The organism is Arthrobacter sp. M71 S08 (assembly GCF_059089725.1).
Genome location: NZ_JBNHEY010000007.1, coordinates 151,151 through 174,604 on the forward strand (window position 1 = coordinate 151,151; position 23,454 = coordinate 174,604).

21 protein-coding genes and 1 tRNA gene are annotated in these 23,454 nt (G+C 63.9%); 14 read left to right on the forward strand and 8 right to left on the reverse strand.

What is annotated here, in order from left to right:
• Positions 1-27: 27 nt before the first annotated feature.
• From AC5RTB_RS14130 to AC5RTB_RS14140, 3 genes are all read left to right on the forward strand, one after another.
• Complete coding sequence (locus tag AC5RTB_RS14130) at positions 28-1,929, forward strand: amylosucrase (RefSeq protein ID WP_494061689.1); 1,902 nt, start codon at positions 28-30, stop codon at positions 1,927-1,929.
• Between the two features lie 88 nt (positions 1,930-2,017).
• Positions 2,018-3,166, forward strand: coding sequence for a zinc-dependent alcohol dehydrogenase (locus AC5RTB_RS14135; RefSeq protein ID WP_494061690.1), 1,149 nt, complete (start codon positions 2,018-2,020; stop codon positions 3,164-3,166).
• Positions 3,167-3,175: 9 nt separating this feature from the next.
• On the forward strand, positions 3,176-3,754 hold the full coding sequence (locus tag AC5RTB_RS14140) for a hypothetical protein (RefSeq protein ID WP_494061691.1): 579 nt from the start codon (positions 3,176-3,178) through the stop codon (positions 3,752-3,754).
• A gap of 41 nt (positions 3,755-3,795) precedes the next feature.
• Here AC5RTB_RS14140 and AC5RTB_RS14145 read toward each other — a convergent pair.
• The 4 genes from AC5RTB_RS14145 to tmk form a co-directional block, all read right to left on the reverse strand.
• A tRNA-Thr gene (locus tag AC5RTB_RS14145) sits at positions 3,796-3,868 on the reverse strand.
• An 81-nt stretch (positions 3,869-3,949) separates the two neighbouring features.
• Complete coding sequence (locus AC5RTB_RS14150; RefSeq protein WP_494061692.1) at positions 3,950-5,497, reverse strand: alpha/beta hydrolase; 1,548 nt, start codon at positions 5,495-5,497, stop codon at positions 3,950-3,952.
• Positions 5,494-6,657 (reverse strand): DNA polymerase III subunit delta', encoded by a 1,164-nt coding sequence (locus AC5RTB_RS14155; protein ID WP_494061693.1) that lies wholly within the window; start codon positions 6,655-6,657, stop codon positions 5,494-5,496. The genes AC5RTB_RS14150 and AC5RTB_RS14155 overlap by 4 nt, the downstream gene beginning before the upstream one ends.
• Positions 6,654-7,301, reverse strand: a complete 648-nt coding sequence (gene tmk, locus AC5RTB_RS14160; RefSeq protein WP_494061694.1) for a dTMP kinase — start codon at positions 7,299-7,301, stop codon at positions 6,654-6,656. The genes AC5RTB_RS14155 and tmk overlap by 4 nt, the downstream gene beginning before the upstream one ends.
• Positions 7,302-7,464: 163 nt before the next feature.
• Between tmk and AC5RTB_RS14165 the strand changes: the two genes are divergently transcribed.
• Both AC5RTB_RS14165 and AC5RTB_RS14170 read left to right on the forward strand, forming a co-directional pair.
• Positions 7,465-8,658, forward strand: coding sequence for a trans-sulfuration enzyme family protein (locus AC5RTB_RS14165; RefSeq protein ID WP_494061695.1), 1,194 nt, complete (start codon positions 7,465-7,467; stop codon positions 8,656-8,658).
• Between the two features lie 9 nt (positions 8,659-8,667).
• On the forward strand, positions 8,668-8,988 hold the full coding sequence (locus AC5RTB_RS14170) for a DUF2516 family protein (protein ID WP_494061696.1): 321 nt from the start codon (positions 8,668-8,670) through the stop codon (positions 8,986-8,988).
• Between the two features lie 18 nt (positions 8,989-9,006).
• Here the strand turns inward: AC5RTB_RS14170 and AC5RTB_RS14175 are convergent, their stop codons facing one another.
• Positions 9,007-9,804: a class I SAM-dependent methyltransferase gene (locus tag AC5RTB_RS14175; protein WP_494061697.1), complete on the reverse strand. Its 798-nt coding sequence runs from the start codon at positions 9,802-9,804 to the stop codon at positions 9,007-9,009.
• Positions 9,805-9,884: 80 nt separating this feature from the next.
• Here AC5RTB_RS14175 and AC5RTB_RS14180 point away from each other — a divergent pair, with 80 nt between their 5' ends.
• Positions 9,885-10,640, forward strand: coding sequence for a phosphoglyceromutase (locus AC5RTB_RS14180; RefSeq protein WP_494061698.1), 756 nt, complete (start codon positions 9,885-9,887; stop codon positions 10,638-10,640).
• A gap of 80 nt (positions 10,641-10,720) precedes the next feature.
• Here the strand turns inward: AC5RTB_RS14180 and phoU are convergent, their stop codons facing one another.
• A complete protein-coding gene (gene phoU / locus AC5RTB_RS14185; protein WP_494061699.1) occupies positions 10,721-11,380 on the reverse strand; it encodes a phosphate signaling complex protein PhoU in 660 nt (219 codons plus the stop codon).
• A 172-nt stretch (positions 11,381-11,552) separates the two neighbouring features.
• Between phoU and AC5RTB_RS14190 the strand changes: the two genes are divergently transcribed.
• Both AC5RTB_RS14190 and AC5RTB_RS14195 read left to right on the forward strand, forming a co-directional pair.
• Positions 11,553-12,812, forward strand: a complete 1,260-nt coding sequence (locus AC5RTB_RS14190) for a sensor histidine kinase (RefSeq protein WP_494061700.1) — start codon at positions 11,553-11,555, stop codon at positions 12,810-12,812.
• Complete coding sequence (locus tag AC5RTB_RS14195; protein WP_494061701.1) at positions 12,809-13,489, forward strand: response regulator; 681 nt, start codon at positions 12,809-12,811, stop codon at positions 13,487-13,489. Before AC5RTB_RS14190 ends, AC5RTB_RS14195 begins: the two co-directional genes overlap by 4 nt.
• A 69-nt stretch (positions 13,490-13,558) precedes the next feature.
• On the opposite strand, the gene AC5RTB_RS14200 is transcribed toward AC5RTB_RS14195, so the two are convergent.
• On the reverse strand, positions 13,559-14,098 hold the full coding sequence (locus tag AC5RTB_RS14200; RefSeq protein ID WP_494061702.1) for a hypothetical protein: 540 nt from the start codon (positions 14,096-14,098) through the stop codon (positions 13,559-13,561).
• A 258-nt stretch (positions 14,099-14,356) separates the two neighbouring features.
• Here AC5RTB_RS14200 and AC5RTB_RS14205 point away from each other — a divergent pair, with 258 nt between their 5' ends.
• From AC5RTB_RS14205 to glgX, 6 genes are all read left to right on the forward strand, one after another.
• Positions 14,357-14,839, forward strand: a complete 483-nt coding sequence (locus AC5RTB_RS14205) for a CarD family transcriptional regulator (RefSeq protein ID WP_056546372.1) — start codon at positions 14,357-14,359, stop codon at positions 14,837-14,839.
• Positions 14,840-14,945: 106 nt separating this feature from the next.
• Positions 14,946-15,665: a 2-C-methyl-D-erythritol 4-phosphate cytidylyltransferase gene (ispD, locus tag AC5RTB_RS14210; RefSeq protein ID WP_494061703.1), complete on the forward strand. Its 720-nt coding sequence runs from the start codon at positions 14,946-14,948 to the stop codon at positions 15,663-15,665.
• Positions 15,662-16,150, forward strand: a complete 489-nt coding sequence (ispF, locus tag AC5RTB_RS14215) for a 2-C-methyl-D-erythritol 2,4-cyclodiphosphate synthase (RefSeq protein ID WP_494061704.1) — start codon at positions 15,662-15,664, stop codon at positions 16,148-16,150. The genes ispD and ispF overlap by 4 nt, the downstream gene beginning before the upstream one ends.
• A gap of 52 nt (positions 16,151-16,202) precedes the next feature.
• Positions 16,203-17,651 carry a cysteine--tRNA ligase gene (gene cysS, locus AC5RTB_RS14220; protein ID WP_494061705.1) on the forward strand — a complete coding sequence of 483 codons (1,449 nt, stop codon included), beginning with the start codon at positions 16,203-16,205 and terminating at the stop codon, positions 17,649-17,651.
• An 88-nt stretch (positions 17,652-17,739) separates the two neighbouring features.
• On the forward strand, positions 17,740-18,732 hold the full coding sequence (rlmB, locus tag AC5RTB_RS14225) for a 23S rRNA (guanosine(2251)-2'-O)-methyltransferase RlmB (RefSeq protein ID WP_494061706.1): 993 nt from the start codon (positions 17,740-17,742) through the stop codon (positions 18,730-18,732).
• A 16-nt stretch (positions 18,733-18,748) separates the two neighbouring features.
• On the forward strand, positions 18,749-20,827 hold the full coding sequence (gene glgX, locus AC5RTB_RS14230; RefSeq protein WP_494061707.1) for a glycogen debranching protein GlgX: 2,079 nt from the start codon (positions 18,749-18,751) through the stop codon (positions 20,825-20,827).
• On the opposite strand, the gene glgP is transcribed toward glgX, so the two are convergent.
• Positions 20,824-23,436, reverse strand: a complete 2,613-nt coding sequence (gene glgP, locus AC5RTB_RS14235; protein ID WP_494061708.1) for an alpha-glucan family phosphorylase — start codon at positions 23,434-23,436, stop codon at positions 20,824-20,826. The genes glgX and glgP overlap by 4 nt on opposite strands.
• Positions 23,437-23,454 lie beyond the last annotated feature (18 nt).

Consider the following 23,454-nt stretch of genomic DNA (forward strand, 5'->3'; position numbering starts at 1 on the left):
CAATTGCCCGCAGTTGGAGGAGCATTCATGGATGATCACGACCTGTATGGCGCATTTACCCATATACGGGAAGTTGTGCGCTCGGATGCCGAGTCCGACGAGCAGAACTGGCTGGACTTCAACCGCCGGTTCGACGCCCACTTCCCGAGGCTGTACCGGCTCTTCGAATCGCTGTACGGGAACCGAAGCGACTGGCTGGACCAGCTCACCCAGCTGGTCCTGTTGGCCGCCCGCTCCTGGGCTACCCGTTCCCCCGAACTGAAGGTGCTGGACCGCGAGGAGGAACAGGACACCGCCTGGTTCCTGTCCAACAAAATGCTGGGCGGGGTCTGCTACGTCGACAGATACGCCGAGAACCTCGACGGCGTGCGGAACCGCATCCCGTACTTCAAGGAACTGGGACTCACCTACCTGCACCTCATGCCGCTGTTCCTGGCCCCGGAGCCAAACTCGGACGGCGGCTATGCCGTGTCGAGCTACCGCGAGGTCAACCCGCAGTTAGGAACGATGGAGCAGCTCCGCGAACTGGCCGCGGAGCTTCGCAACGAAGGCATCAAGCTGGTCGTCGACTTCATCTTCAATCACACCTCGAACGAGCACAGCTGGGCGCTGAAGGCGGCGGAGGGGGATCCCCGTTACAGCGACTACTACTGGATTTACCCTGACCGCACCATGCCGGACGCCTTCGAGACCCACGTCCGCGAGATCTTCCCTGACGATCACCCGGGGTCCTTCGTTCAGCTCGACGACGGCCGCTGGGTCTGGGCCACATTCCACAGCTTCCAGTGGGACCTGAACTATTCGAACCCCGAGGTCTTCCGGGCGATGGCGGAGGAAATGCTCTTCCTCGCGAACCAGGGCATCAGCATTCTGCGGATGGACGCGGTTGCATTCGTCTGGAAACAGCTGGGCACCCCCTGCGAGAACCTGCCAGAGGCGCACCTGCTCCTGCAGGCGTTCAACGCGGTATGCCGGCTGGCAGCGCCCTCGCTGCTTTTCAAGTCCGAGGCAATCGTGCACCCGGACCAGGTGGCGGAGTACATCGACCCGGGGGAGTGTCAACTCTCCTACAATCCCCTCCAGATGGCGTTGATTTGGGATGCCATGGCCACGCGGGACGTCTCGCTCCTGTCACAGGCGCTCGAACGTCGGCATGACCTTCCCGAGGGCACAACCTGGGTGAACTACGTGCGCAGCCACGACGACATCGGTTGGACCTTTGCCGATGAAGACGCCGCCGAGCTGGGGATCAACGGGTTCGAGCACCGCCGGTTCCTAAACTCCTTCTACGTCAACCGCTTCCCCGGCAGCTTCGCGCACGGCGTCCCGTTCCAGGACAACCCCAAAACCGGTGACTGCCGCATCTCAGGGACGACGGCGTCGCTTCTGGGAGTGGAGCAGGAACCAGCCGCTGCTGTCGAGCGAATCCTCCTCGCGCATTCCATCATCCTGAGCACTGGCGGCCTGGCGCTGATCTACCTCGGTGACGAAGTGGCCCAGGAAAACGACTACGCCTACACCTCCGAAGTCGGGCATGAGGCCGACAGCCGCTGGGTTCACCGGCCGCAGTATCCAATGGAGGGTTATGCGAAGCGAACGGATCCGGGCTCGCCCCAGGGTGCGGTGTACTCGGGATTGAAGGAGCTCATCGCCGTCCGGTCAACCACACCGGAGTTCGCGGGCACGCGGTTGGTGGATTTCCACACCGGAAACCGGCATGTGCTCGGGTACCAGCGGCCCGGCGCCGGCACTGTGGTCCTTGTGCTCGCGAACTTCGCGGATGACCCCCAGACGGTCTCGGCCGAGACGCTGTCAGGATTCCATGGCACAGCCGCGGACCTGCTCGCCGGTGTCCAGGTCCACCTTGATTCCGGACTCGGGCTTGCTCCGCGAAGTTTCCTCTGGTTGAGGGCTTCCCTGGCGAGCTGAGCCCCTGGTTACGGCATCCGGTGCTACCGGCCGGGCTCGATCGACAGTATGCTTACTATTCCGATGAGCAGCCCACAGTGAGGCGACTATGCGAGCAATGGTGTACCGCGGTCCTTACAAGATCCGCGTGGAAGAAAAAGACATCCCTGCAATCGAGCACCCGAATGATGCCATCATTCGGGTTACCAGAGCCGCGATCTGCGGTTCGGACCTGCATCTCTACCACGGCATGATTCCGGACACTCGTGTTGGAACAACGTTCGGGCACGAGTTCATCGGTGTAGTTGAGAAGGTCGGCGGCTCTGTGCAGAGCCTCAGTCCGGGGGACCGGGTGATGGTTCCGTTCAATGTCTACTGCGGATCCTGCTACTTCTGCGCCCGTGGTCTCTTCTCCAACTGCCACAACGTCAATCCCAACGCGACGGCGGTGGGAGGCATCTACGGCTACTCGCACACCAGCGGCGGGTACGACGGCGGTCAGGCCGAATACGTGCGCGTCCCCTTCGCTGATGTCGGGCCCTCGCTCATTCCGGAGTGGCTGGATGACGAGGACGCCCTCCTCATGACCGACGCCCTCGCCACCGGCTATTTCGGCGCGCAGCTGGGCGACATCGTGGAGGGGGACACCGTCGTCGTCTTCGGTGCGGGACCGGTGGGGCTCTACGCGGCGAAGTCCGCGTGGCTGATGGGAGCGGGCAGGGTGATCGTCATCGATCAACTGGAGTACCGCCTGGAAAAGGCGCGGACGTTCGCGCACGCCGAGACGTTCAACTACACCGAATACGACGACATTGTGGTCGAAATGAAGAAGACCACCGACTATCTGGGCGCCGATGTTGTCATTGACGCCGTTGGGGCCGAGGCGGACGGCAACTTCCTTCAGCACGTGAGCGCAGCAAAGTTCAAGCTTCAGGGCGGCTCACCCATCGCGCTCAACTGGGCCATCGATTCTGCACGCAAGGGCGGCAACGTCTCCGTCGTCGGCGCCTACGGGCCCGTCTTCAGCGCGGTGAAGTTCGGTGACGCAGTCAACAAGGGGCTCACGCTGCGGATGAACCAATGCCCGGTCAAACGGCAGTGGCCGAGGCTTTTGGAGCACATTCGTAACGGCTATCTGAAGCCGAACGACATCGTCACCCACCGCATACCGCTCGAGCACATCGCAGAGGGATATCACATCTTCTCGGCCAAGCTGGATAACTGCATCAAGCCGCTGATCGTTCCGAACGCAAGCTAGGAGAGTTCCGTGCACTCAACGCCTTACGTCGCCAACAAGCCCAAGGACAATGAGACCCGCGAGGAACTGAGGGCGCGCATTCCCGGATGGGGCGCAGATCTGGACCCGGCGGACCGGCCGTCCTACCCTAAGGAGCGGCTGGACCCGTTCTTCACCGGCGCCCACTGGGACTTCCCCGAAGAGCAACCAGGCAGGGATGACCGCGAGCGCTCGATAGAACACGAGATTGTTCCGCCGGTCTTCGGCACGTCCGTCCCACTCAAGGGCCTCTCGGGGATGATTCGGCGCCACGCGTATGCGTCCTACAGCGAGGGGCGTGCTGCTCACTGGCTGCTCCTGATCCTCGGCGACCGCGTTGATGCGTGGGAGAGCCATCTTCGCTCCTTCGCCTCAGCACGGCCGGACAACCCCGTAACCCAGACGGGCATCCTGTCGGAGAAGCGCCGGCACGGCATCGCGTCGCGCTTCGGAGTGAAACGGTCGGACATCAATCACCAGTGGATAGACCCGTTGATCGTGGGCGGTCCGTGGGTAGCGGCGGGCGGCGCCGCCGTTCTCGTCGCGAGGAAGCTGGCTCGACGACGGTAGGCGACAGTATTCGGTAGCCACAGAAGCCAGGGCACAAAAAGAGCCTCCTGCCAGAGTCGAACTGGCGACCTTCTCATTACGAGTGAGACGCTCTACCGACTGAGCTAAGGAGGCTGGTGGCGGAAAGTCTTCGAAAACTCAAAGGCTCATTCCACAAGCAATAACTCTATAAGAGCATGCGCTCACTGGTCAAAATCAGCAGCGGACGCCGTCGTCGGGCACGGTGCCGTTGATTAGGAAGTCATCGACGATCGATTCGATGCACTCACCGGCACGACCGTAGGCTGTATGACCCTGCCCTTCCCATGTCACGTGGACGGCGGATTCCAGCTGGTCGGCGAGGGCCAGCGACCACTCGTATGGCGTCGCGGGATCACCGGTGGTTCCGATGACGATCATGGGTGGCGCACCAGGTGCACTGGCGGGAGAGGGCTCGAGCACCGGCTTGTGTGCCCAGTCCTTGCAGGCGAGGGCGCCGTAGCTGAGGTACTCACCGAACACAGCCGACGATGCCTCGAGCGCCTTCGCCTCTTCCTCCATCACCTCCGGGTCTGCTGACAGAGGATAGTCGAGGCACGTTACCGCTGTGAACACGGCCGACGCGTTGGTGAGGTATTCGCCGTTGGGTTGGCGCTCCGCGCTGAGGTCGGCAAACCGGAGGAATTCAGTGGGATCGCCCTGCAGCGCCTTGTCGATCGCCGCTGTGAGAGCCGGCCAGCTCGCGCTGTCGTACATCGGAAGCACAAAGCCCTGGAAGAAGGTTCCGATCGTGACCGTCCGGCCGTCGGCTGCGGTCATCGGGCTCTCCTCAACCGATTCGAAGAGGCCATCGATGACCGCCACGCCCTCCTCAACGTCACCGGGAAGCGGACAGTCACTCTTCGACTGGCAATCGGCGACGTAATTCCGCAGCGCCTCGTCGAACGCGGCAACCTGGCCCGCCGTGATCTCGGCAGAACTCAATGAGGGATCCACGGCACCGTCGAGCACAAAGCGCCCCACATTGTCAGGGAACAGCCCGGCGTACGCCGCGCCCAGCTGGGTCCCGTAGGAAAAGCCCAGGTAGTTCAGCTGCGCGTCACCCACCACCGCGCGCAGGATGTCCATGTCTTTCGCGGCGCTGACCGTGTCGACGTAACCCAGCAGTTCACCGGTTCGCTCCGCGCACAGGTCCGCGTACTCCGCCGAGTCCGCCTCGAGTATCTCCAGCGCCTCCGCGTCGGTGGCCTCCGGAGGAATCGTCTCAGTGCGCGCTTCGTCGCGTTCCTCGTCCGTCAGGCATTCCACGGCGGAGGACCGGTTGACCCCGCGCGGATCGAAACCCACCACGTCGTACGACTGGCGCAAGCGGTCGCTGAGAATGAAGTCCGCCGAGTCACGAATCAGGTTGTAACCGGAACCGCCGGGACCGCCGGGGTTCACCAGCAGTGAGCCCTGTGCGTCACCGGAGGCATCGAGTCTAATCGCGGCGATGTCAATGGATGCCCGGCCGGGATCGCTGTAGTCCAGGGGCACCTTCACGGTGGCGCAGGCCAGTTCGTCCTCGCATTCAGCCCAGCTCACCTCCTGGGAGTAGAACTCCTGAAGATTCTCCGGGACATCCCCGATCACTTCAGGGGGCGCGGTCACCGCGCCGGTCTCCGGACCAGCAGTGCAGCCTGAAAGCACCAGACCGACGACGACGGCGGCAGCACCTGCCAGCGCGCGCAGGGGTGAGCGGCGCGCGGGTTGGGAGTGTGTCACGCAGATGGGTCCTTCTCTGGCAGGAGGCTGACAGCCATCGCTTCGATGGCCAGCAGCGGGGCGATATTCGTTCCAACGATTCGGGTTCGCACTTTGTTGATGGCCTCGATCCGGCCGAGAGTCTGTTCCGGCGTTCCGTGCTGCGCATAGCGCTCGAGTTCAGGCCGCAACGGCTCGTTCACCAGGTAACCGCCCGTGCCGAGCTGAAGCATGAGAACGTCGCGGTAGAACGAGGTGAGGTCAGTGAGCGCCCGGTCGAAATAGTCGTTCTTCGAACGTTTGGCCCGCCGGTTCTGGTCTTCCTCCAGCCGCTTGACCTGTGCACGGATGGCCGGGGGCAGGGTTCCGGATTCAGGGGCGCCGAGGGAGGTCAGCAGAGCGGCCTTCTCCTCTGCGTCCCGCTGCTCGAAGGAACTCTGCGCTTCGGCTTCGGCGAGCTTCACCAGATCCGCGGCGGCTTTCATGGCGCCGGCTATGTTGCGCAGGTTCAGCGGCAGCCGCACGATCTGGTTACGCCGTTCGCGGGCGTCCGCGTCGGTGGCGAGACGTTTTGCGACACCGATGTGGCTCTGGGCGGCACGGGCGGCCGCTTCGGCGATGATCGGGTCGATTCCGTCCCGCTGCACCAGCAGGTCCGTCACCGCCTCGACCGGCGGAACGCGGAGACTGACGGAGCGGCACCGGGACCGGATGGTCACCAGCACATCGCCGGGACTCGGTGCGCAGAGCAGCCAGATGGTGCGCGGAGGAGGTTCCTCGATCGCTTTCAGGAGAACGTTGGTGCTGCGTTCCTGCATACGGTCGGCGTCTTCGACAATGATGACGCGCCAGCGGCCGGTGGACGGCTTGTCCTGTGCCTTTCGCACCAGCTCGCGGGCCTCATCGATGCTGATCGTGACCTTCTCAGTGGTCACATTGGTGATGTCCGCATGCGAGCCCGCCAACGCCGTCCTGCACGCCTTGCACTCACCGCAACCGCGCTCCTCCAGCAGGTGGCGATCGCAGAGTAGTGCGGCGGCGAAGGCGCGCGCGGCGTTCGAGCGGCCCGAGCCGGGAGGCCCGGTGAACAACCAGGCGTGGCTGGGCTGCTCAGCTGCTGCCGCGCGGCGCAGCTGTTCCACGGCTGCCGCCTGGCCGGTCAGGAACGTCCAGACGCTCATGCGAGGCGTTCCCGGACAGTGCTCGCGATAGTTTGTGCCAGCTCATCGCGCGGGTTGGAGGCGTTCAGCACGAGGTATTGCTCGGGGTTCGACGACGCCTGCTCACGGAAAGCGGCCCGAATCTGCTCATGGAAGGAATCGGGTTCCGATTCCATGCGGTCTTCCGGCGCGGCAGTCGAGGTTCGGCGTCCACGCCCTTCCACATGGTCAACGTCCAGCAGCACGGTGAGATCGGGGCGCAGTCCCTCGACGGCCCAGATGTTGATGTCCAGCACGCTGTCCGTACCCAGACCCCTGCCCACGCCCTGGTAGGCCACGGAGGAGTCGATGTAGCGGTCACAGATCACGACGTCGCCGCGCTCAAGCGCTGGGAGAATCACCTGGTGTACGTGGGCAGCCCGGGCTGCGGCAAAGATCAGGGCCTCCGTGCGGGCGTCGATGTGGCCGTGCCCGTGTTCAAGGACGAGGGAGCGCAGCTTCTCACCGATCTCGGTTCCGCCGGGTTCGCGGGTGCGGACCACTGTATGGCCGTCGGCCTCAAGCGCTTCAGCGAGCCGGACAGCCTGCGTGGATTTGCCGGCGCTGTCTCCACCTTCGAAGGCAATGAACATGCCAGCGGTGCGGCGGGGGCTCTGAGATGTCACTGAATCAGCCTACCGACTTGAGGTGCATACCCGTTCCCCCAAGGTCATGCCTGTGGACCACCCGCGTCGAGCGGGCATTCAGGAGCTGATTCTCGCTCAAGACTCTGTAATAACTGCCCGCTCGATGCGAAAGACCTCCACCCGGACCAACTAACCTGATTGAATGACCCAGCACGCGCACCTTGCCCCGGATACGCTCACTGTGGCCGCAGGCCGCCCGTCCCGCGAGCACGATTCACCGGTCAACGCGCCGATTGTGCTGTCATCCACCTTCCACGAGACCGCACCGCCCACCGGAAGCGACCGCATCTATGCGCGTATGTCGAACCCCACCTGGGATCCCTTCGAGGAGGCGCTCGCCCAACTTGAGGGTGCCGCGCTGCCGGCGCTCGCTTTTGCCTCAGGACTCGGAGCTGCCGCCGCGGCACTGTCGCTGGTACCGACCGGGGGAGTGGTGGTCATACCGCGCCACGCATACGGTGGCTCGGTGTCGCTGGCGCTCGCAGAGGAGGCCCGCGGCCGCCTGACGGTCAGGCAGGTGGACATCGCCGACACTGACCAGGTTCTGGAACAGCTCGACGGCGCCGACATGCTCTGGCTGGAAAGCCCCACCAACCCCATGCTTGAAGTTGCCGACACAGCGGTCCTCACGGACGCTGCCCATGCAGCTCACGCCGTCGTCGTCGTCGATAACACCTTCAACACACCGCTGGTGTGTCGGCCGCTGGACTACGGCGCCGACGTCGTCCTGCACTCCGTCACCAAGTATCTGGCCGGTCATTCCGACGTCGTCCTCGGCGCGCTGGTCACCTCCAACGCCGAACTGCGCGACCAGTTGACCTCCTACCGAACACTGCACGGCGCGATCGCCGGGCCGTTCGAAGTATGGCTCGCGCTTCGCGGACTGCGCACCCTTGCGTTGAGGATGGAACGAAGCCAGGCCAACGCGCTGGAGCTTGCGCGGCGACTTGAGGCTCACCCGTCCATCGCCCGCGTCCGGTATCCGGGATTACCTGCAGACCCGGGCCACGAGCGCGCCACCGCACAGCTCAAGGGCTACGGCGGCATCATCAGCATCGAGCCGACCGGCGGGCGGGAAGCCGCCGATGCCCTCGTTGCAGCCGTCCGCCTGTGGCTTCCGGCCACTTCCCTGGGCGGCGTCGAGTCCCTGATCGAACGACGACGGCGCCAGCCCGGCGAGCCCAAGACGGTCCCGGAGGCGCTGGTTCGCCTGTCCGTGGGCATTGAAAACGTTGAGGATCTCTGGGCTGATCTCGAAACGGCACTCTCATCCACGCCCGATAACGGTTGGACTGATCTCGAAGCGGCACTCTCATCCGCGCCGGATAACGGTTAGGCTGATTTCGTGGAAATTGTGCTGTGGACCGAGTTCTGGCTGTTCAAGGGCCTCGCTTTTCTCGCGCTCGGTATTGAACTGTGGGCGCTGGCTGACTGCGTGCAGCGCAAGCCCTCGTCCTTCGAAGCAACGTTCAAGCGCACGAAGGGTTTCTGGCTGGGCATGACCGCCGGGGCTGCAGGTATCGGCGCACTCACCGCCTGGGCGGGTGCCGCCGGATTGTTCGGCCTGCTGCAGCTCGCCGCCGTCATCGCGGCCTGCGTCTACCTCGCCGACGTGAAGCCCGCGGTCAGCGAAGTTCAGGGCAGCGGACCTTACGGGTCCTGGTAAATCACAGGGCCTGGCAAATCACAGGGGAGAAACGGCCTCCCAGGCGACGGTGATTTCGCCGAGACGCCACCGGGATGGGCCGTCGAGAAGCGGCCACCCCGCATTGGCCATTGAAGAACACATGCGCATCCAGCGCTGCCGGTGACCAAAGGAGCCGAGCGGCGCCGCGTCGAACCAGGCCCGATCGAGCGCCTGCAGGTAATCGAACACCCGTTCACCGGGAACATTGCGGTGGATCAGCGCCTTCGGCAACCGTTCAGCCACATCCGAGGGCAACTCAAACCCTCCAAAGCGCAGCGAGATACTCAGCGACAGCGGCCCCGCCACGGTGACCGCCGCCCAGGTGGAGCGCCGTCCGATCTCGTCACAGGTCCCGTCAATGAACAGCCCGTTCTTCGACAGCCCGCCGCGCACACGGTCCCAGTGCGCCAGGTACTCGTCCTCACCGTACTGGCGCAGCACATTGAATGCGCGCACTACGACCGGACGCCGCCCGTTGAGCGGCAACTCGAAGCCGCCCTGTACAAAACTCAGGCCCGGCCGTTCAAGCGCACGGGCCGCGCGGACGCGCTCGGGGTCGATCTCTATGCCCACAACCTCAACGTCGTTACGCACTGCACCCAGGCGAGTGGAGAGCTCGACGGCGGTGACCGGCGTCGCGCCGTAACCAAGGTCCACCACGAGCGGGTCGTCGGCTCCCCGGATACGCCATGCCTGTGGACCGGCAAGCCACCGGTCCATGCGCCGCAACCGGTTCGGATTGGTGGTCCCCCGCGTGATGGCTCCCACCGGCTTACCGGGCTTTCGTAATGGCACCGTACAAGGTTACGGGTAATGAAACCGCCATCCGGAGCCGATCGGATGCCGCTCATGGCCAAATACGGCAGACTTGGGCCATGACTTCTTACAAAGTGATCCTGCTGCGCCATGGCCAGAGCGAGTGGAATGAAAAGAACCTTTTCACAGGCTGGGTGGACGTGGCGCTAACGGAACTGGGCCGCAAGGAAGCCGTACGCGGCGGCGAGCTGCTGGTGGAGCATGACATCCTGCCGGACATCGTCTACACCTCACGGCAGAAGCGTGCCATCATCACCGCGAACCTTGCGCTGGAAGCGGCTGATCGGAGCTGGATCGATGTCAAGCGCGACTGGCGCCTCAACGAGCGGCACTACGGTGCGCTGCAGGGCAAGGACAAGGCGCAGACGCTTGCCGAGTTCGGCGAGGAACAGTTCATGGAGTGGCGCCGCTCGTATGACACGCCCCCGCCCCCCCTCGATGATTCCAGCGAGTATTCCCAGGCCAATGATCCGCGCTACGCGGACCTCGGCGACAACGTGCCGCGTACCGAGTGCCTCAAGGACGTCCTTGACCGGTTCCTGCCGTACTGGGAATCCGATATCAGCGTGGACATCAAGTCCGGCAAGACGGTGCTCATCGCGGCGCACGGTAACTCCCTCCGCGCACTGGTCAAGCACCTTGACGGCATTAGCGACGCGGACATCGCCTCACTGAACATCCCCACCGGTATCCCGCTCGTGTACGAACTGGACGAGGACCTCAAGCCCATCAAGGCCGGTGGTACGTATCTCGACGCCGACGCCGCTGCGGCCGCCATCCAAGCGGTCGCCAACCAGGGCAAAGCCAAGCACTAGCAGCCGACGCATTTATACAACGACGGCGGCCCGCCTCCTGGGAAAGGAGGCGGGCCGCCGTCGTTGCTGGCTCAGTTGTGTCAGTTGAGTGGAGCGCTGGGCTGCCATTCCCCGGTGACGAGGTAGGTGACCTTCCGTGCAACGGAGACGCCGTGGTCAGCAAAACGCTCGAAGTAGCGGCTGGCAAGCGTGACATCCACGGTGGTCGGTGCGGATGCAATCCAGTCCGCGGCGGCAACAGCCTTGAAGACTCCTGCGTGCAGCTCATTGATCCGCGAGTTGTGCGCGTAGATCTCGTTGCTCAGCTCAAGATTGCGGGTTTCGAGCAGTTGGGTGACCTTGCTCGCGATCGCGATGTCCAGCTGCGCCATCTCATTGAAGGTGGGCCGGATGCTCTCGGGGATCACATACTCCGGGAAGCGAAGACGCGCGAGCTGGGCGATGTGCCGGGCGAGGTCGCCCATCCGCTCGAGCGACGCGCTCATCCGCAGGGCGCCGACGATCATGCGTAAGTCACTGGCAACCGGCCCTTGGAGTGCGAGCACGTCGATGGCACGCTCGTCGAGGTCGTTCTGAAGGAAGTCGATGCGTGCATCCGCGGCGATGACTTCCTGCGCCAGCTCGGTGTCCGCTCCCTCAAGCGCGGTAGTGGCCTTCTGCATGGCCTCTGAAACCAGCTTCGAGATCTCGATGAGTTCTTCGCCGATATGGTGAAGCTCCGCCTGAAAAACCTTACGCACGTGGCGTCCTTTCCCTTTGAGGTGCTGAACGGGCGCAAATGCGCAGTCCTGTCCAGCACGATTTCAGCTCCCGCTTAACTGTTACGCGCCTTTAGGTGAACGTTAGTTGAACCACTGGTCCAAAGCCACCGGATCAGCAAGGGGCGTCACAACCACGGCCTAAGCTAGATTCGTGGATCCTGTACTGCTGAGTCTCGTTGCCGGGCTGGTCGGCCTCGCCATCGGCGTGGCTGGCATCCTCGCGTTCCGGGCCAGCGAGGTGCAGCGCCGTGCGCGCCTCGACTCCGATGAACCCGTGCTCCCCAAAGGGGCGGCCGATGTGCTCTCCGTGGTCGGACGCGCCTACGTCATCGTTGATGCGATCGACGGCGTGGTCCGCGCCAGCCCGGCCGCCTACGCTTTCGGGCTCGTTCGGGGCCACACGATCGTGCATCGAGAACTCCTCGAACTCACCGCGCGGGTTCGCCGGGACGGGGTCATCGAGGAGCGTCAGCTGGAATTGCCGCGCGGTCCCCTGGGGCAGGGCACCATCATCGTGCAAGCCCGCGTTGCCGCGCTCGGTGAGGAATACATTCTGATCCTGGCTGATGATCGTACCGAGATCACCCGCACCGAAGAGATCCGCAACGACTTCGTCGCAAACGTGTCCCATGAACTGAAGACTCCCGTCGGAGCCATCTCCCTTCTCGCCGAGGCGCTGGATGACGCCGCGTCGGACGAGGTGGCGGTGCGCAGATTCGCCCAGCGGATGCACAAGGAATCAGGCCGTCTCTCGGCCCTGGTCCAGGACATCATCGAACTTTCCCGGCTGCAGGGGACGGACGTCGTACGGCGGGGGAAGCCGGTCAATATCAATGCCGTGCTCGCCGAGGCAGTGGACCGCAACAAACTCCCGGCGGAAAGCAAGCACATCGACATCGTGGTCGGCGGCAAGATTGATGCGCCGGTGTACGGGGACCCCGATCTACTGATGACTGCCTTTCGCAACCTCATCGACAACGCCATCCGCTACTCGCCGGAGGGAACCAGGGTGGGCGTCGGCCTGCGCTCACGCGACGGGCTTGCGCAGATCTCCGTCACAGACCAGGGCCTTGGCATCACGCCCGAGGAACAGGAACGAATCTTTGAGCGCTTCTACCGCATCGATGCGGCACGCTCACGACAGACCGGCGGCACGGGCCTCGGCCTGAGCATCGTCAAGCATGTCGTCTCGAACCACGGTGGCGAAGTGACCGTGTGGTCGCAGCCGGGCCAGGGCAGCACCTTCACGGTGCGCCTGCCCGAGATGGAGCTCACAGAGGACAATCAGGACGACGCCGGCACCGGGCCCGCCGCCAGCATCACCGGAAGTGCGTCGCCGGTAGGCAAGAAGCACGAGAGTGCGCATAGCGACAAGGGCAACAGCGCCCAGAATCAAGGAGTGAAAGCGTGAGCCGCATCCTGATCGTTGAGGACGAGGAGTCCTTCAGCGACCCTCTGTCCTATCTGCTGGGCAAGGAGGGCTTTGACGCCGTCGTCGTCGATAATGGCCTTGATGCGCTGACTGAGTTCGATCGAGCCGGAGCGGACCTTGTGCTGCTCGACCTTCAGCTCCCGGGACTGTCCGGCACGGAAGTGTGCCGCCAGTTGCGGCAGCGCTCCAGCGTTCCGGTCATCATGCTGACGGCGAAGGACTCGGAAATCGACAAGGTGGTGGGCCTGGAACTGGGGGCCGACGATTACGTCACGAAGCCCTACTCTTCACGGGAACTGGTCGCACGGGTCCGGGCGGTCCTGCGCAGGCAGGGCGAGCCGGAGGAGCTGATCTCCAGTACCGTCGCCGCCGGTCCGGTGCGCATGGACGTTGAGAGGCACGTGGTGAGCGTCAACGGCGCGCAGGTTTCGTTGCCGCTGAAGGAGTTTGAACTGCTCGAGATGCTGCTGCGCAATTCCGGAAGGGTGCTCACCCGCGGACAGCTTATTGACCGGGTATGGGGATCTGACTACGTCGGTGATACCAAGACCCTCGACGTTCACGTCAAACGGCTTCGGGGAAAGATCGAACCCGACCCTTCGGTGCCACGCCACCTAGTTACCGTGCGGGGTCTGGGTTACAAGTACGAACCGTAAATCAGCGTAAGAACGCAGTAGAAACGCAAAAGGCGCCGGTCATCATGACCGGCGCCTTTTGCTGAAGTTCTAGTGGCCTTGTTCAGCGCCTTGTTCAGGAGACTGAGTAGCAGGCGAAGGCTCCGGGGTGAAACCACCGGGGACAAATTCGCGGTACTCCTCGAGCGTTCCGTCCAGGACAGGGACGCGGAACGTCTCGCTCTCTGAGTTAACCGTGAATTCGAGGTCAACCAGGGAACCGGGGATTTCGCTGATGCCCTGAAGGGTTCCGTCGTCGTCCACCTCGTCTTCGAAGACGTACTTGTCGTTGGCTTCGATGGTGATTTGTGAGCTCTCGTTCTCCGCGTCGATGGTGACCTGGACGGGGGAGTCCGACTCATTGAACATGGTGCCCAGCATGGTGCCCGGCTCTCCCTCAGCGGAGGTGATGATGAGGATGTTGCGCAGCTGAACCGGCCCTACGCTTTCCACGATTCCGTCCGAGGCGGCGTACTCAAGGGTGGTGGCCTGCAGGCTGGTGGCGGAACAACCGGTTGCTCCAAGGAGAGCCAGTACAGCGCTTCCGGCAGCTACTGCCAGCTGTACTCGTTTCTTCGGGGCACTCTTCACGGCACTTACTCCTGTGGTAGCTGGTCACGCGGACCGACGGACAACGCTACGGAACAGCCTATCGGCAATGGCAGCGATTATTGGACTTTATGGCAGGTGGTCGGCCCTGCGCAGCGCATCCGCATACACCAAATCTGCCCTGCGTCAAGAGCGGAATCATAGCTAATTGATCGCCATTCGCCCCGCTGACCTGCGAAAACGCGTAATCGGCGTGTCGTTTTCGTGATAAACTGATCTGCGGGAAAGGGGATTATCCACATGGTTTTTGAGGTCGGCGAAACAGTTGTTTACCCTCACCACGGCGCAGCGAAGATCGAAGAGATCAAGATGCGTGTCATCAAGGGCGAAGAGAAGATGTATCTCAAGCTCAAGGTGGCGCAGGGTGATCTGACCATAGAAGTGCCAGCAGAGAACGTTGACCTCGTCGGGGTACGCGATGTTGTGGGCAAAGAAGGCCTTGAGCACGTTTTTGACGTACTCCGGGCTGAATTCACCGAGGAGCCTACGAACTGGTCACGCCGGTACAAGGCCAACCTGGAGAAGCTCGCATCGGGTGACGTCATCAAGGTCGCCGAAGTGGTTCGGGATCTTTGGCGTCGCGATCACGATCGCGGTCTGTCTGCAGGCGAGAAGCGGATGCTGGCGAAAGCTCGCCAGATCCTGATTTCGGAACTCGCTCTGGCAGAGAAGACTGACGAAGAGAAGGCAGCCACGGTACTCGACGAAGTACTGGCTTCCTAGGAAGAAAAAGGACCGCGTCATTGCGGTCCTTTTCCTTTTGGTGGCTTGTTCACAACAGTCGGTTACACGCACATGCTCAGCTCTGTGCTTCGCGTAGGGTGAAGCTGTGTCTGAACATCGATCATGTGTCGGCGTAATAGTGGTCGCCGCAGGTGCCGGGGAGCGTCTTGGGCGCGGCATGCCCAAGGCCCTCGTTCAGTGCGCCGGGCGTACGTTGCTTGAGCACGCCCTCGACGGCGTCCTTGCCTCGGCAGTGGCTGGCCATGTCAGAGTTGTTGTGCCCCGCGGCGACACAACACTTCGTTCAATTGTCGAGGCCCGGGTTCACCCGAACGTCAGTATCAGCGCCGTCGACGGCGGCGCAAGCCGGCCTGAATCCGTACGCGCCGGGCTGGGCGCTCTCCCAGGCAATGTGAACATCGTCCTCGTTCACGATGCCGCCCGGGCCCTAACCCCGCCGCACGTCTTTCAGGCTGTGGTGAAGGCGGTGCGCCAGGGCGCTGCCGCCGTCGTACCTGGTATTCCGGTGTCCGACACCATCAAGGTGGTGGAAGGCAACACGGTCACGGCCACTCCGGACCGGACATCGCTGCGCGCAATCCAGACCCCTCAGGGCTTCGACGCGGCGACCCTGCAGGCGGCGCATGGGGCCTCGCAGGATGACACCTCCGTCACCGATGACGCGATGCTGGTCGAGGCCCTGGGCATACCGGTGACAATTGCCCCTGGCGATCCGCTGGCTTTCAAAGTGACCACACCCAATGACCTGATGCTCGCAGAAGCACTCGTTCTTCAGGCACGCGAGCACGCACAGGAGCTGCAGTGACCGCCAACCTTCCGCGCACCGGCATCGGTATAGACGTTCATGCTTTCGCACCCGAGGACCAGCCCAGAACTCTCTGGCTCGCCGGCCTTGAGTGGCCGCAGGAACGCGGGCTTGCCGGCCATTCCGACGGCGACGCCGTAGCCCACGCCGCAGCGGACGCTCTGTTCTCCGCCTCGGGGACGGGCGATCTTGGCAGCAACTTCGGCACCGACAGACCGGAATACGCAGGCGCTTCCGGCGTCACCCTCCTGGCCGAGGCCGCCCGCATCGTGCGTGCGGCAGGTTTCGAGATAGGCAATATCGCCGTTCAGCTCGTGGGAAACCGTCCGCGGTTCACGCTGCGCCGCCTCGAAGCGGAATCCGTGCTGTCCGAGGCGGTCGGTGCTCCGGTCACCCTATCGGCGACCACCAGCGATGGACTGGGTTTCACCGGACGGGGCGAGGGTATCGCTGCGATCGCGACCGCCGTCGTCGTCCGCGTCTAAGCCTCCAGTCACGGCTGCTGGTTCACGAACCGGGATTGGGTAGTCTGGGTCGGTGAGCCTGAGATTCTATGACACCGCAACCGCAGAAGTCCGTGAGTTCACGCCCCTGACGCCCGGGGCAGCGCGGGTGTATTACTGCGGGGCAACCGTGCAGGGAATGCCGCATGTGGGCCATGTGCGCTCAGCCATCGCTTTCGACCAGCTCACCCGTTGGCTCCGGGTGCGCGGCTTCACTGTCACGGTCGTCCGTAACGTCACGGATATCGACGACAAGATCCTTGCCAAGTCCAGAGCGTCCTTCGAGGAAACGCCGGAGGATCCGGATGTCGTGCCCAACGAGGAGTGGTGGGCTTTGGCCTACCGCTACGAGCAGGAATTCCTCAAGGCTTACGACACACTCGGTGTCCAGCGCCCTACCTACGAGCCGCGCGCAACCGGGCACATCCCCGAGATGCACCAGCTCATCGGGCAGCTTATCGAGCGCGGTCACGCCTACCCGGCGGAGGACGGCTCGGGGGACGTCTATTTCGACGTACGGTCCTGGCCTGCCTATGGAAGCCTGACCCGCCAGAATGTTGATGACATGCAGGCGGCGCCGGATGTCGAGGCGCAGTTCAGCAACCGTAAGCGGGACCCCCGGGATTTCGCGCTCTGGAAGGGATGGAAGGAAGGCGAGCCGACGACGGCGGCCTGGCCCAGCCCATGGGGTGCCGGCAGGCCCGGGTGGCACCTCGAGTGCTCCGCAATGGTCACCAAGTACCTCGGTACCGAATTCGACATCCACGGCGGCGGACTCGATCTGCGCTTTCCTCACCACGAGAACGAAATGGCGCAGTCCCAGGCTGCCGGCCACCCGTTCGCCAGGTTCTGGATGCACAACGGGATGGTGACCTACGAGGGTGAGAAGATGTCCAAATCGGTGGGCAACACGGTCAGCCCCGCTGACATGCTGCAGCTCGCCAGTGCCCGGGTGGTCCGCTACTACCTTGGGCAGGCCCACTATCGGTCAGTTCTGGACTATCGGCCTACGTCCCTCCAGGAGGCGGCCGCCGCCGTCGAGCGCATTGACGGGTTCCTCGCCAAGTCCGGGTACGCCGGCGGCCTTGCGGACTGGGAGAATCTTCCCGACGCTTTTGTTGAGGCCATGGATGATGACCTCAACGTCCCCCGGGCGCTCGCTGCGCTCCACGAGACGGTGCGTGCCGGCAACTCCGCGCTTGCTAACAAGGACGGCGACGGCGCGGCCGCTGCGGCCGCCGCAGTGACCGCCATGACCGCCGCACTGGGACTGGACGACACCGGTTCGGCGCAGGGTGCCGAGGAAGCCCCGGAACACGCTGCGCTCGACGCATTGATCCGGTCCCAGCTGGCTGAGCGCGCGGCTGCCCGGGCCGGCAAGGACTGGGCCCGCGCGGATGCCATCCGGGACGCACTGACGGGAGCCGGCGTCGTCGTTGAGGACTCCGCGGACGGCGCGCGCTGGAGCCTGGCCCGCGACTGACGGCTCTGGAAAGCGCCAGGGGGAAGGACCGGGCGTTTGCCCGCGTAAACTGGACTCACGCAAGTCCTCTATCTAAAGGTGTTTCCCCATGGCCAACCCCCACGGACGTCCTGGTGCTATCCGCAAGACCAAGAAGGGTCCCACCATCGGCACGGGCGGACACGGACGGAAGTCGCTCGAGGGCAAGGGGCCAACGCCGAAGGCTGAAGACCGCCCCTATCACAAGGCGCACAAGAGCAAGCAACTGGTGGAACGGTCCGCTGCAAAGCGGCTAGCGGGCAAGGCCGCTTCAAGCCGGTCCAAGCCCAAGTCCGGCGAAGAATATGTGACCGGGCGCAATGCCGTCGTTGAGGCCCTGCGGGCCGGCATTCCCGCAAAGGCGCTGCACGTTGCCATCCGCATCGACGTGGATGACCGTGTCCGTGAGTCCCTCAAGCTCGCAACCGAGCGGGGTATCCCGCTCATGGAGACCGGCAAACCGGAACTCGACCGCCTGGCTGACGGCTCCGTCCATCAGGGACTGATGCTTCAGATCCCGCCCTACGAGTATTCGGACGGCCTGGACCTGGCCCGCGAAGCGATAGGCAAGTGGAAGAAGGGGCACATTTCCCAGGCGCCGCTCTTCGTGGCCCTGGACGGCATCACGGATCCGCGCAACCTCGGCGCGATCATCCGATCCGTTTCAGCCTTCAGCGGCCATGGCGTCATTGTGCCCGAGCGGCGCTCTGTCGGCGTCACCGCGTCAGCGTGGAAGACCAGCGCCGGAGCGGCTGTGCGCGTTCCCGTAGCGCGTGTGGGCAACCTGAACTCGACTCTGAAGTCCTTCAAGGACCTGGGCATCTTTGTGCTCGGGCTCGACGGCGACGGCGACATTTCCCTGCCCGAGATCACCCTCGGCGTCGAACCGGTGTGCCTGGTGGTCGGCTCGGAGGGCAAGGGCCTGTCCCGGCTGGTACGGGAGAATTGCGACCAGATTGTGTCAATCCCCATCGATTCCGCCATGGAATCACTGAACGCGTCGATGGCTGTGGGCATCAGCCTGTATGAGATTTCGCGCCAGCGGGCAGCCGAAGCCCGTTAGGAAACGAACTCCCTCCATGAGCCTTACCACCGAGATCGCCCAACGTTCACAAGCCTTTCCGCTGGGGGTCCGTCGGTGTACCGACAATCAGCCGGACCTCTTCAACGTTGCCGTCTACGCACCCGATCTGGATGCCGTAACCCTTCACTACCAGGACGCCCACGGCGAATGGAACTCCGCTGTACTGCCGGAGTTCACGGACGGCGTTCATCACGGCCTCGTAAGTGGGATGGACGAGTCGTCGCAGTACGCGTTTTGGCCTGCGGATCGGCCGCTGTCCGGTGAGCCCGATACGTGCCAGCTGTTTCTGGATCCCTACGGACGCGCCATCGACACTGTGCAGTCCGGCGAAAAGCCGCTCTACTTCTCCGTCGTTGTTGACCCGGCGTTCGACTGGGGTTCGTCGCGCCGGCCGGACACACGCTGGCGTGACACCGTCATCTACGAGGCACACGTCAAGGGACTCACGCAGCTGCATCCGGACGTACCGGACGAGTTGCGCGGTACCTACGCCGGACTTGCCCACCGGGCGATGATCAGGCACCTTACTGAGCTGGGGGTCACCGCCGTCGAGCTCCTGCCCGTCCATTTTCATATTGACGAGCCGCACCTGGCACCTCTCGGGCTGAGCAACTATTGGGGCTACAACACCCTGGGGTTTTTCGCGCCGCACCCCGAGTACGCCACCGAGTCCGCCCGTGAGGCCGGCCCGAAGGCTGTGCAGGATGAGCTGAAGGGCATGGTGCGGGAACTGCACGATGCGGGGATCGAAGTCATTCTCGACGTGGTCTACAACCACACCGCCGAAGGCCCGCAGGGCGGACCCGCGCTCTGCTGGCGCGGCCTGAGCGAAATGAAGTACTACCGCCATAACGACGACGGCCGGTACCTTGACACCACCGGGTGCGGAAACACGGTCAACTTCACTGAACCGCGCGTCATCCAGTTCGCGCTGGATTCCCTTCGGTACTGGGTGGACGAGTTCGGGATCGACGGATTCCGCTTCGACCTGGCCGTCGCGCTGTGCCGGGACGAGAGCCACCAGTTCACCCCGCGGCACCCCCTGCTGATCGCGATCGGCGCAGACGCTGTCCTGAGCGGCGTAAAGCTCATCGCCGAACCGTGGGATGTTGGCTACAACGGCTGGCAGACGGGCAATTTCCCGCAGGGCTGGGCGGACTGGAATGACCGCTTCCGGGATACAGCGCGTGACTTCTGGCTGTGCGACCAGGCGGCGTTGGCCGAAGGGCATCGCGCCGGCACGGTGGCACGGCTCGCGAGCTCCCTGGCCGGGTCGGCAGACGTATTCGCACGTTCCGGACGCACCGCGGTTTCTTCAATCAACTTCGTTACAGCCCACGACGGGTTCACGCTTGCAGATCTCACGGCATATAACCGGAAACACAACGAAGACAACGGCGAAGCCAACCGTGACGGCCACAATGACAACCGCAGCTATAACCACGGCGTGGAAGGCCCGACCGAGCAGGAAGCGATCCTCGCAGCCCGCTCGCTGACGGCCCGCAACCTGATGGCCACACAGCTCCTTGCGCTCGGTGTCCCAATGATCACTGCCGGTGATGAGTTCGGGCGCACCCAGCATGGCAACAACAATGCCTACTGCCAGGACAACGAGCTGGCCTGGGTGCAGTGGAACCACAACGAGGAGGCCCGGACCATGCTCACGGCCACCCGTGAACTGCTGCGGATCCGCCGGGAGTTCCTCAGCGAGCAACCGGCCGGGTACCCTGCGCGGGAGGAGACCTCCTACCTGCTGTGGTTCAACGCGGACGGCGAACCGATGTCACAGGATCAGTGGTCGGACCCGGAGTGCCGAACCGTCCAGCTGCTGCTTGGCTCCCCGAACGGTGCCATCGATGGACTGATCGTCGTCAACGGCCACCTGGAGGACCGCAGCGTGGTCCTCCCCACAGCGTCGGCCCTCCAGGGATTCGGCGCACCTCAGACTCAGGACCAGATGTTCGAACTGCGGTTCAGCACTGCGGTCGCCAATGGAAAACGCCGCGGTGCCCGTCTCCGTGCAGGAGAAGCAGACACCGCGGCGTCGAACTCGATTTCTGTCTACCGCGCTTAGGCGTTCACCACGAGCCCAAGTTCGGCCTTGGATGCGAGGGTCTCGTGCTGCGGAAGAACGCGAACGGTGTACCCGAAAGACCCTGAGTGGTCGATGACGATTTCACCGCTGAAGAGGAACCGGCCACGGCCGAGGTCCTCCTCGACCTTCAACTCGGCCACCGCTACCTCGCTCAGGTCGTCGTTCTCGGACGCGCGGCCGTGAACCACTTCCACTGTCACGTCCTCCGGACTCAGGCTCCCCAGCGAGACATACGCGTTGACGGTGAGTGAGTCGCCGATCTGCGGCTCCTCCGTGACGCCGACCGAGTCGACGTGCTCAACCTGCACAGCAGACCAACCGTCCTTGATCTTCGAACGCCATGACGCCACCTGCCGGGCGGAGCTGTAGCCGTCCCGGACTGCCAGCCGTGCGGAGCGGGCCGCGGGCTGGTAGAGCTGACCCACGTAGTCCTGCAGCATGCGATCGGCGGAGACCGCCGGTCCAAGCTTGGCCATGGTGTGCTTGATCATCGCCACCCACTGGTGGGGGACGCCGTCGCTCGATGAGGTTGACGGACCGGCCGCTCCGGCTCCGGTTGGGCGCTCGGTGCTGTAGAAGCGGGGGGCCACCTGTTCCTCGATGAGGTCGTACAGTGCCGCCGCCTCAATATCGTCGCGCTCGTCGGCTGTGGCGCCGTTGTTGGCGGTCGGGATCGCCCAGCCGTTGTCGCCGTCGTACATCTCGTCCCACCAGCCGTCCAGGACGGACAGGTTGAGCCCGCCGTTGATGGCCGACTTCATGCCGGAGGTGCCACACGCCTCAAGCGGCCTGAGCGGGTTGTTGAGCCACACGTCGCAGCCCGGGAAGAGGGTGCGAGCCATTGCGATGTCATAGTTCGGCAGGAAGACGATGCGGTGACGGACCTCGGGGTCATCGGTGAACCGGACGAGGTCCTGGATCATGCGCTTTCCCTGCTCATCGGCCGGGTGTGACTTCCCGGCGATGACAAGCTGGATGGGATTTGTGGGGTGGAGCAGAAGCGCCTTGAGCCGGTCGGGGTCGCGGAGCATCAATGTGAGCCGCTTGTAGGTGGGCACACGGCGCGCAAACCCGATGGTCAATACGTCCGGGTCCAGGACGTTGTCTGTCCACGCCAGCTCGGCGTCGGCTGCTCCGCGCTTCTTCCATGAGGACCTCAGCCGGGACCGGACGTCGTCGATGAGGTTCGACCGCATGATCCGACGCAGCCGCCAGATGTCGGCGTCCTCGACGTCATACACGCGGGCCCACTGCGGGTCGTGAACCGACTCCGCTCCGAAACTTTCCCTGGCGAAGTCTGCGATGAGCGGGTCCACCCAGGTGGGAACGTGGACGCCGTTCGTGACCGATGTGATGGGCACCTCGCGGGCATCGAAGCCGGGCCAGAGTCCGGAGAACATCTCGCGTGAGACCTCACCGTGCAGCTTTGCGACGCCGTTCGCCCGTTGCGCGAGCCGCAGTCCCATGACCGCCATATTGAATTTCGACGCGTCACCGCCCTCGTAATTCTCCGCGCCGAGTTCCAGGACCCGCTCTGTGGGAACGGACGGCGCCAGGCCGGCGTCGAAGAAATGCTGGATCTGTGCGCGCTCGAAGCGGTCGATACCTGCAGGAACGGGCGTGTGAGTGGTGAAGACGGTGGAGGCGCGGCCTGCGGTGAGGGCTTCCTCCCAGGACATCGGCTGGTCTGCGGAGGAGTCCATGAGTTCACGGATGCGCTCGATGCCGAGGAAACCCGCGTGTCCCTCATTGGTGTGGAACACCTCGGGGGCGGGGAGCCCGGTCAGCCGCTGGAAGATGCGCAGTGCCTTCACGCCGCCCATGCCGAGCAGAAGCTCCTGCTGCAGTCGCTGGTCACCGCCGCCACCGTACAGGCGGTCGGTGACGTTACGGGCCGCCTCATCGTTGCCCGGAACATTGGAATCCAGCAGCAGCAGCGGAACGCGTCCGACGTCGGCCCTCCAGATGTGGGCGCGAAGCTCACGGCCGTTGGGCAGCGGCAGCACTACCGTTGCGGCGGTTCCGTCATCTTCGCGCAGGAGGGTGAGCGGAAGCCCGTCGGGGTCGAGGACGGGGTACGTTTCCTGCTGCCACGCATCCCGGGACAGCGACTGCTTGAAGTAACCGGCCTGGTAAAGCAGGCCGACGCCGACCAGCGGGACGCCGAGGTCCGATGCCGCCTTGAGGTGATCGCCGGCCAGGATGCCGAGGCCGCCGGAGTACTGGGGAAGTACGGCGCTGATGCCGTACTCAGGGGAGAAATAGGCGATTGACTGCGGTGCGTCTTCTCCGAGTGTCTGGTACCAGCGGGGTTGCGAGAGATATCTCTCGAGATCCTCGCCGAGATCCTGGATGCGCGTCACCAACTCCTGGTTGGCCGCGATACGCTGCAGCTGCTCCCTGGTCACGGAACCGAGGAACTGTACAGGGTCGTGGCCGCTTGCTTCCCAGGCTTCCGGATTGATGTCATGGAAGAGCCGGGCAGTCGGCAGATGCCATGACCAGCGTAGGTTGCCGGCCAATCTGCCTAGGGGAGCGATGCTCGGCGGAAGAACGGTACGGACAGTAAACCTACGGATTGCCTTCACGTTGGGTAGGTTAGCGTA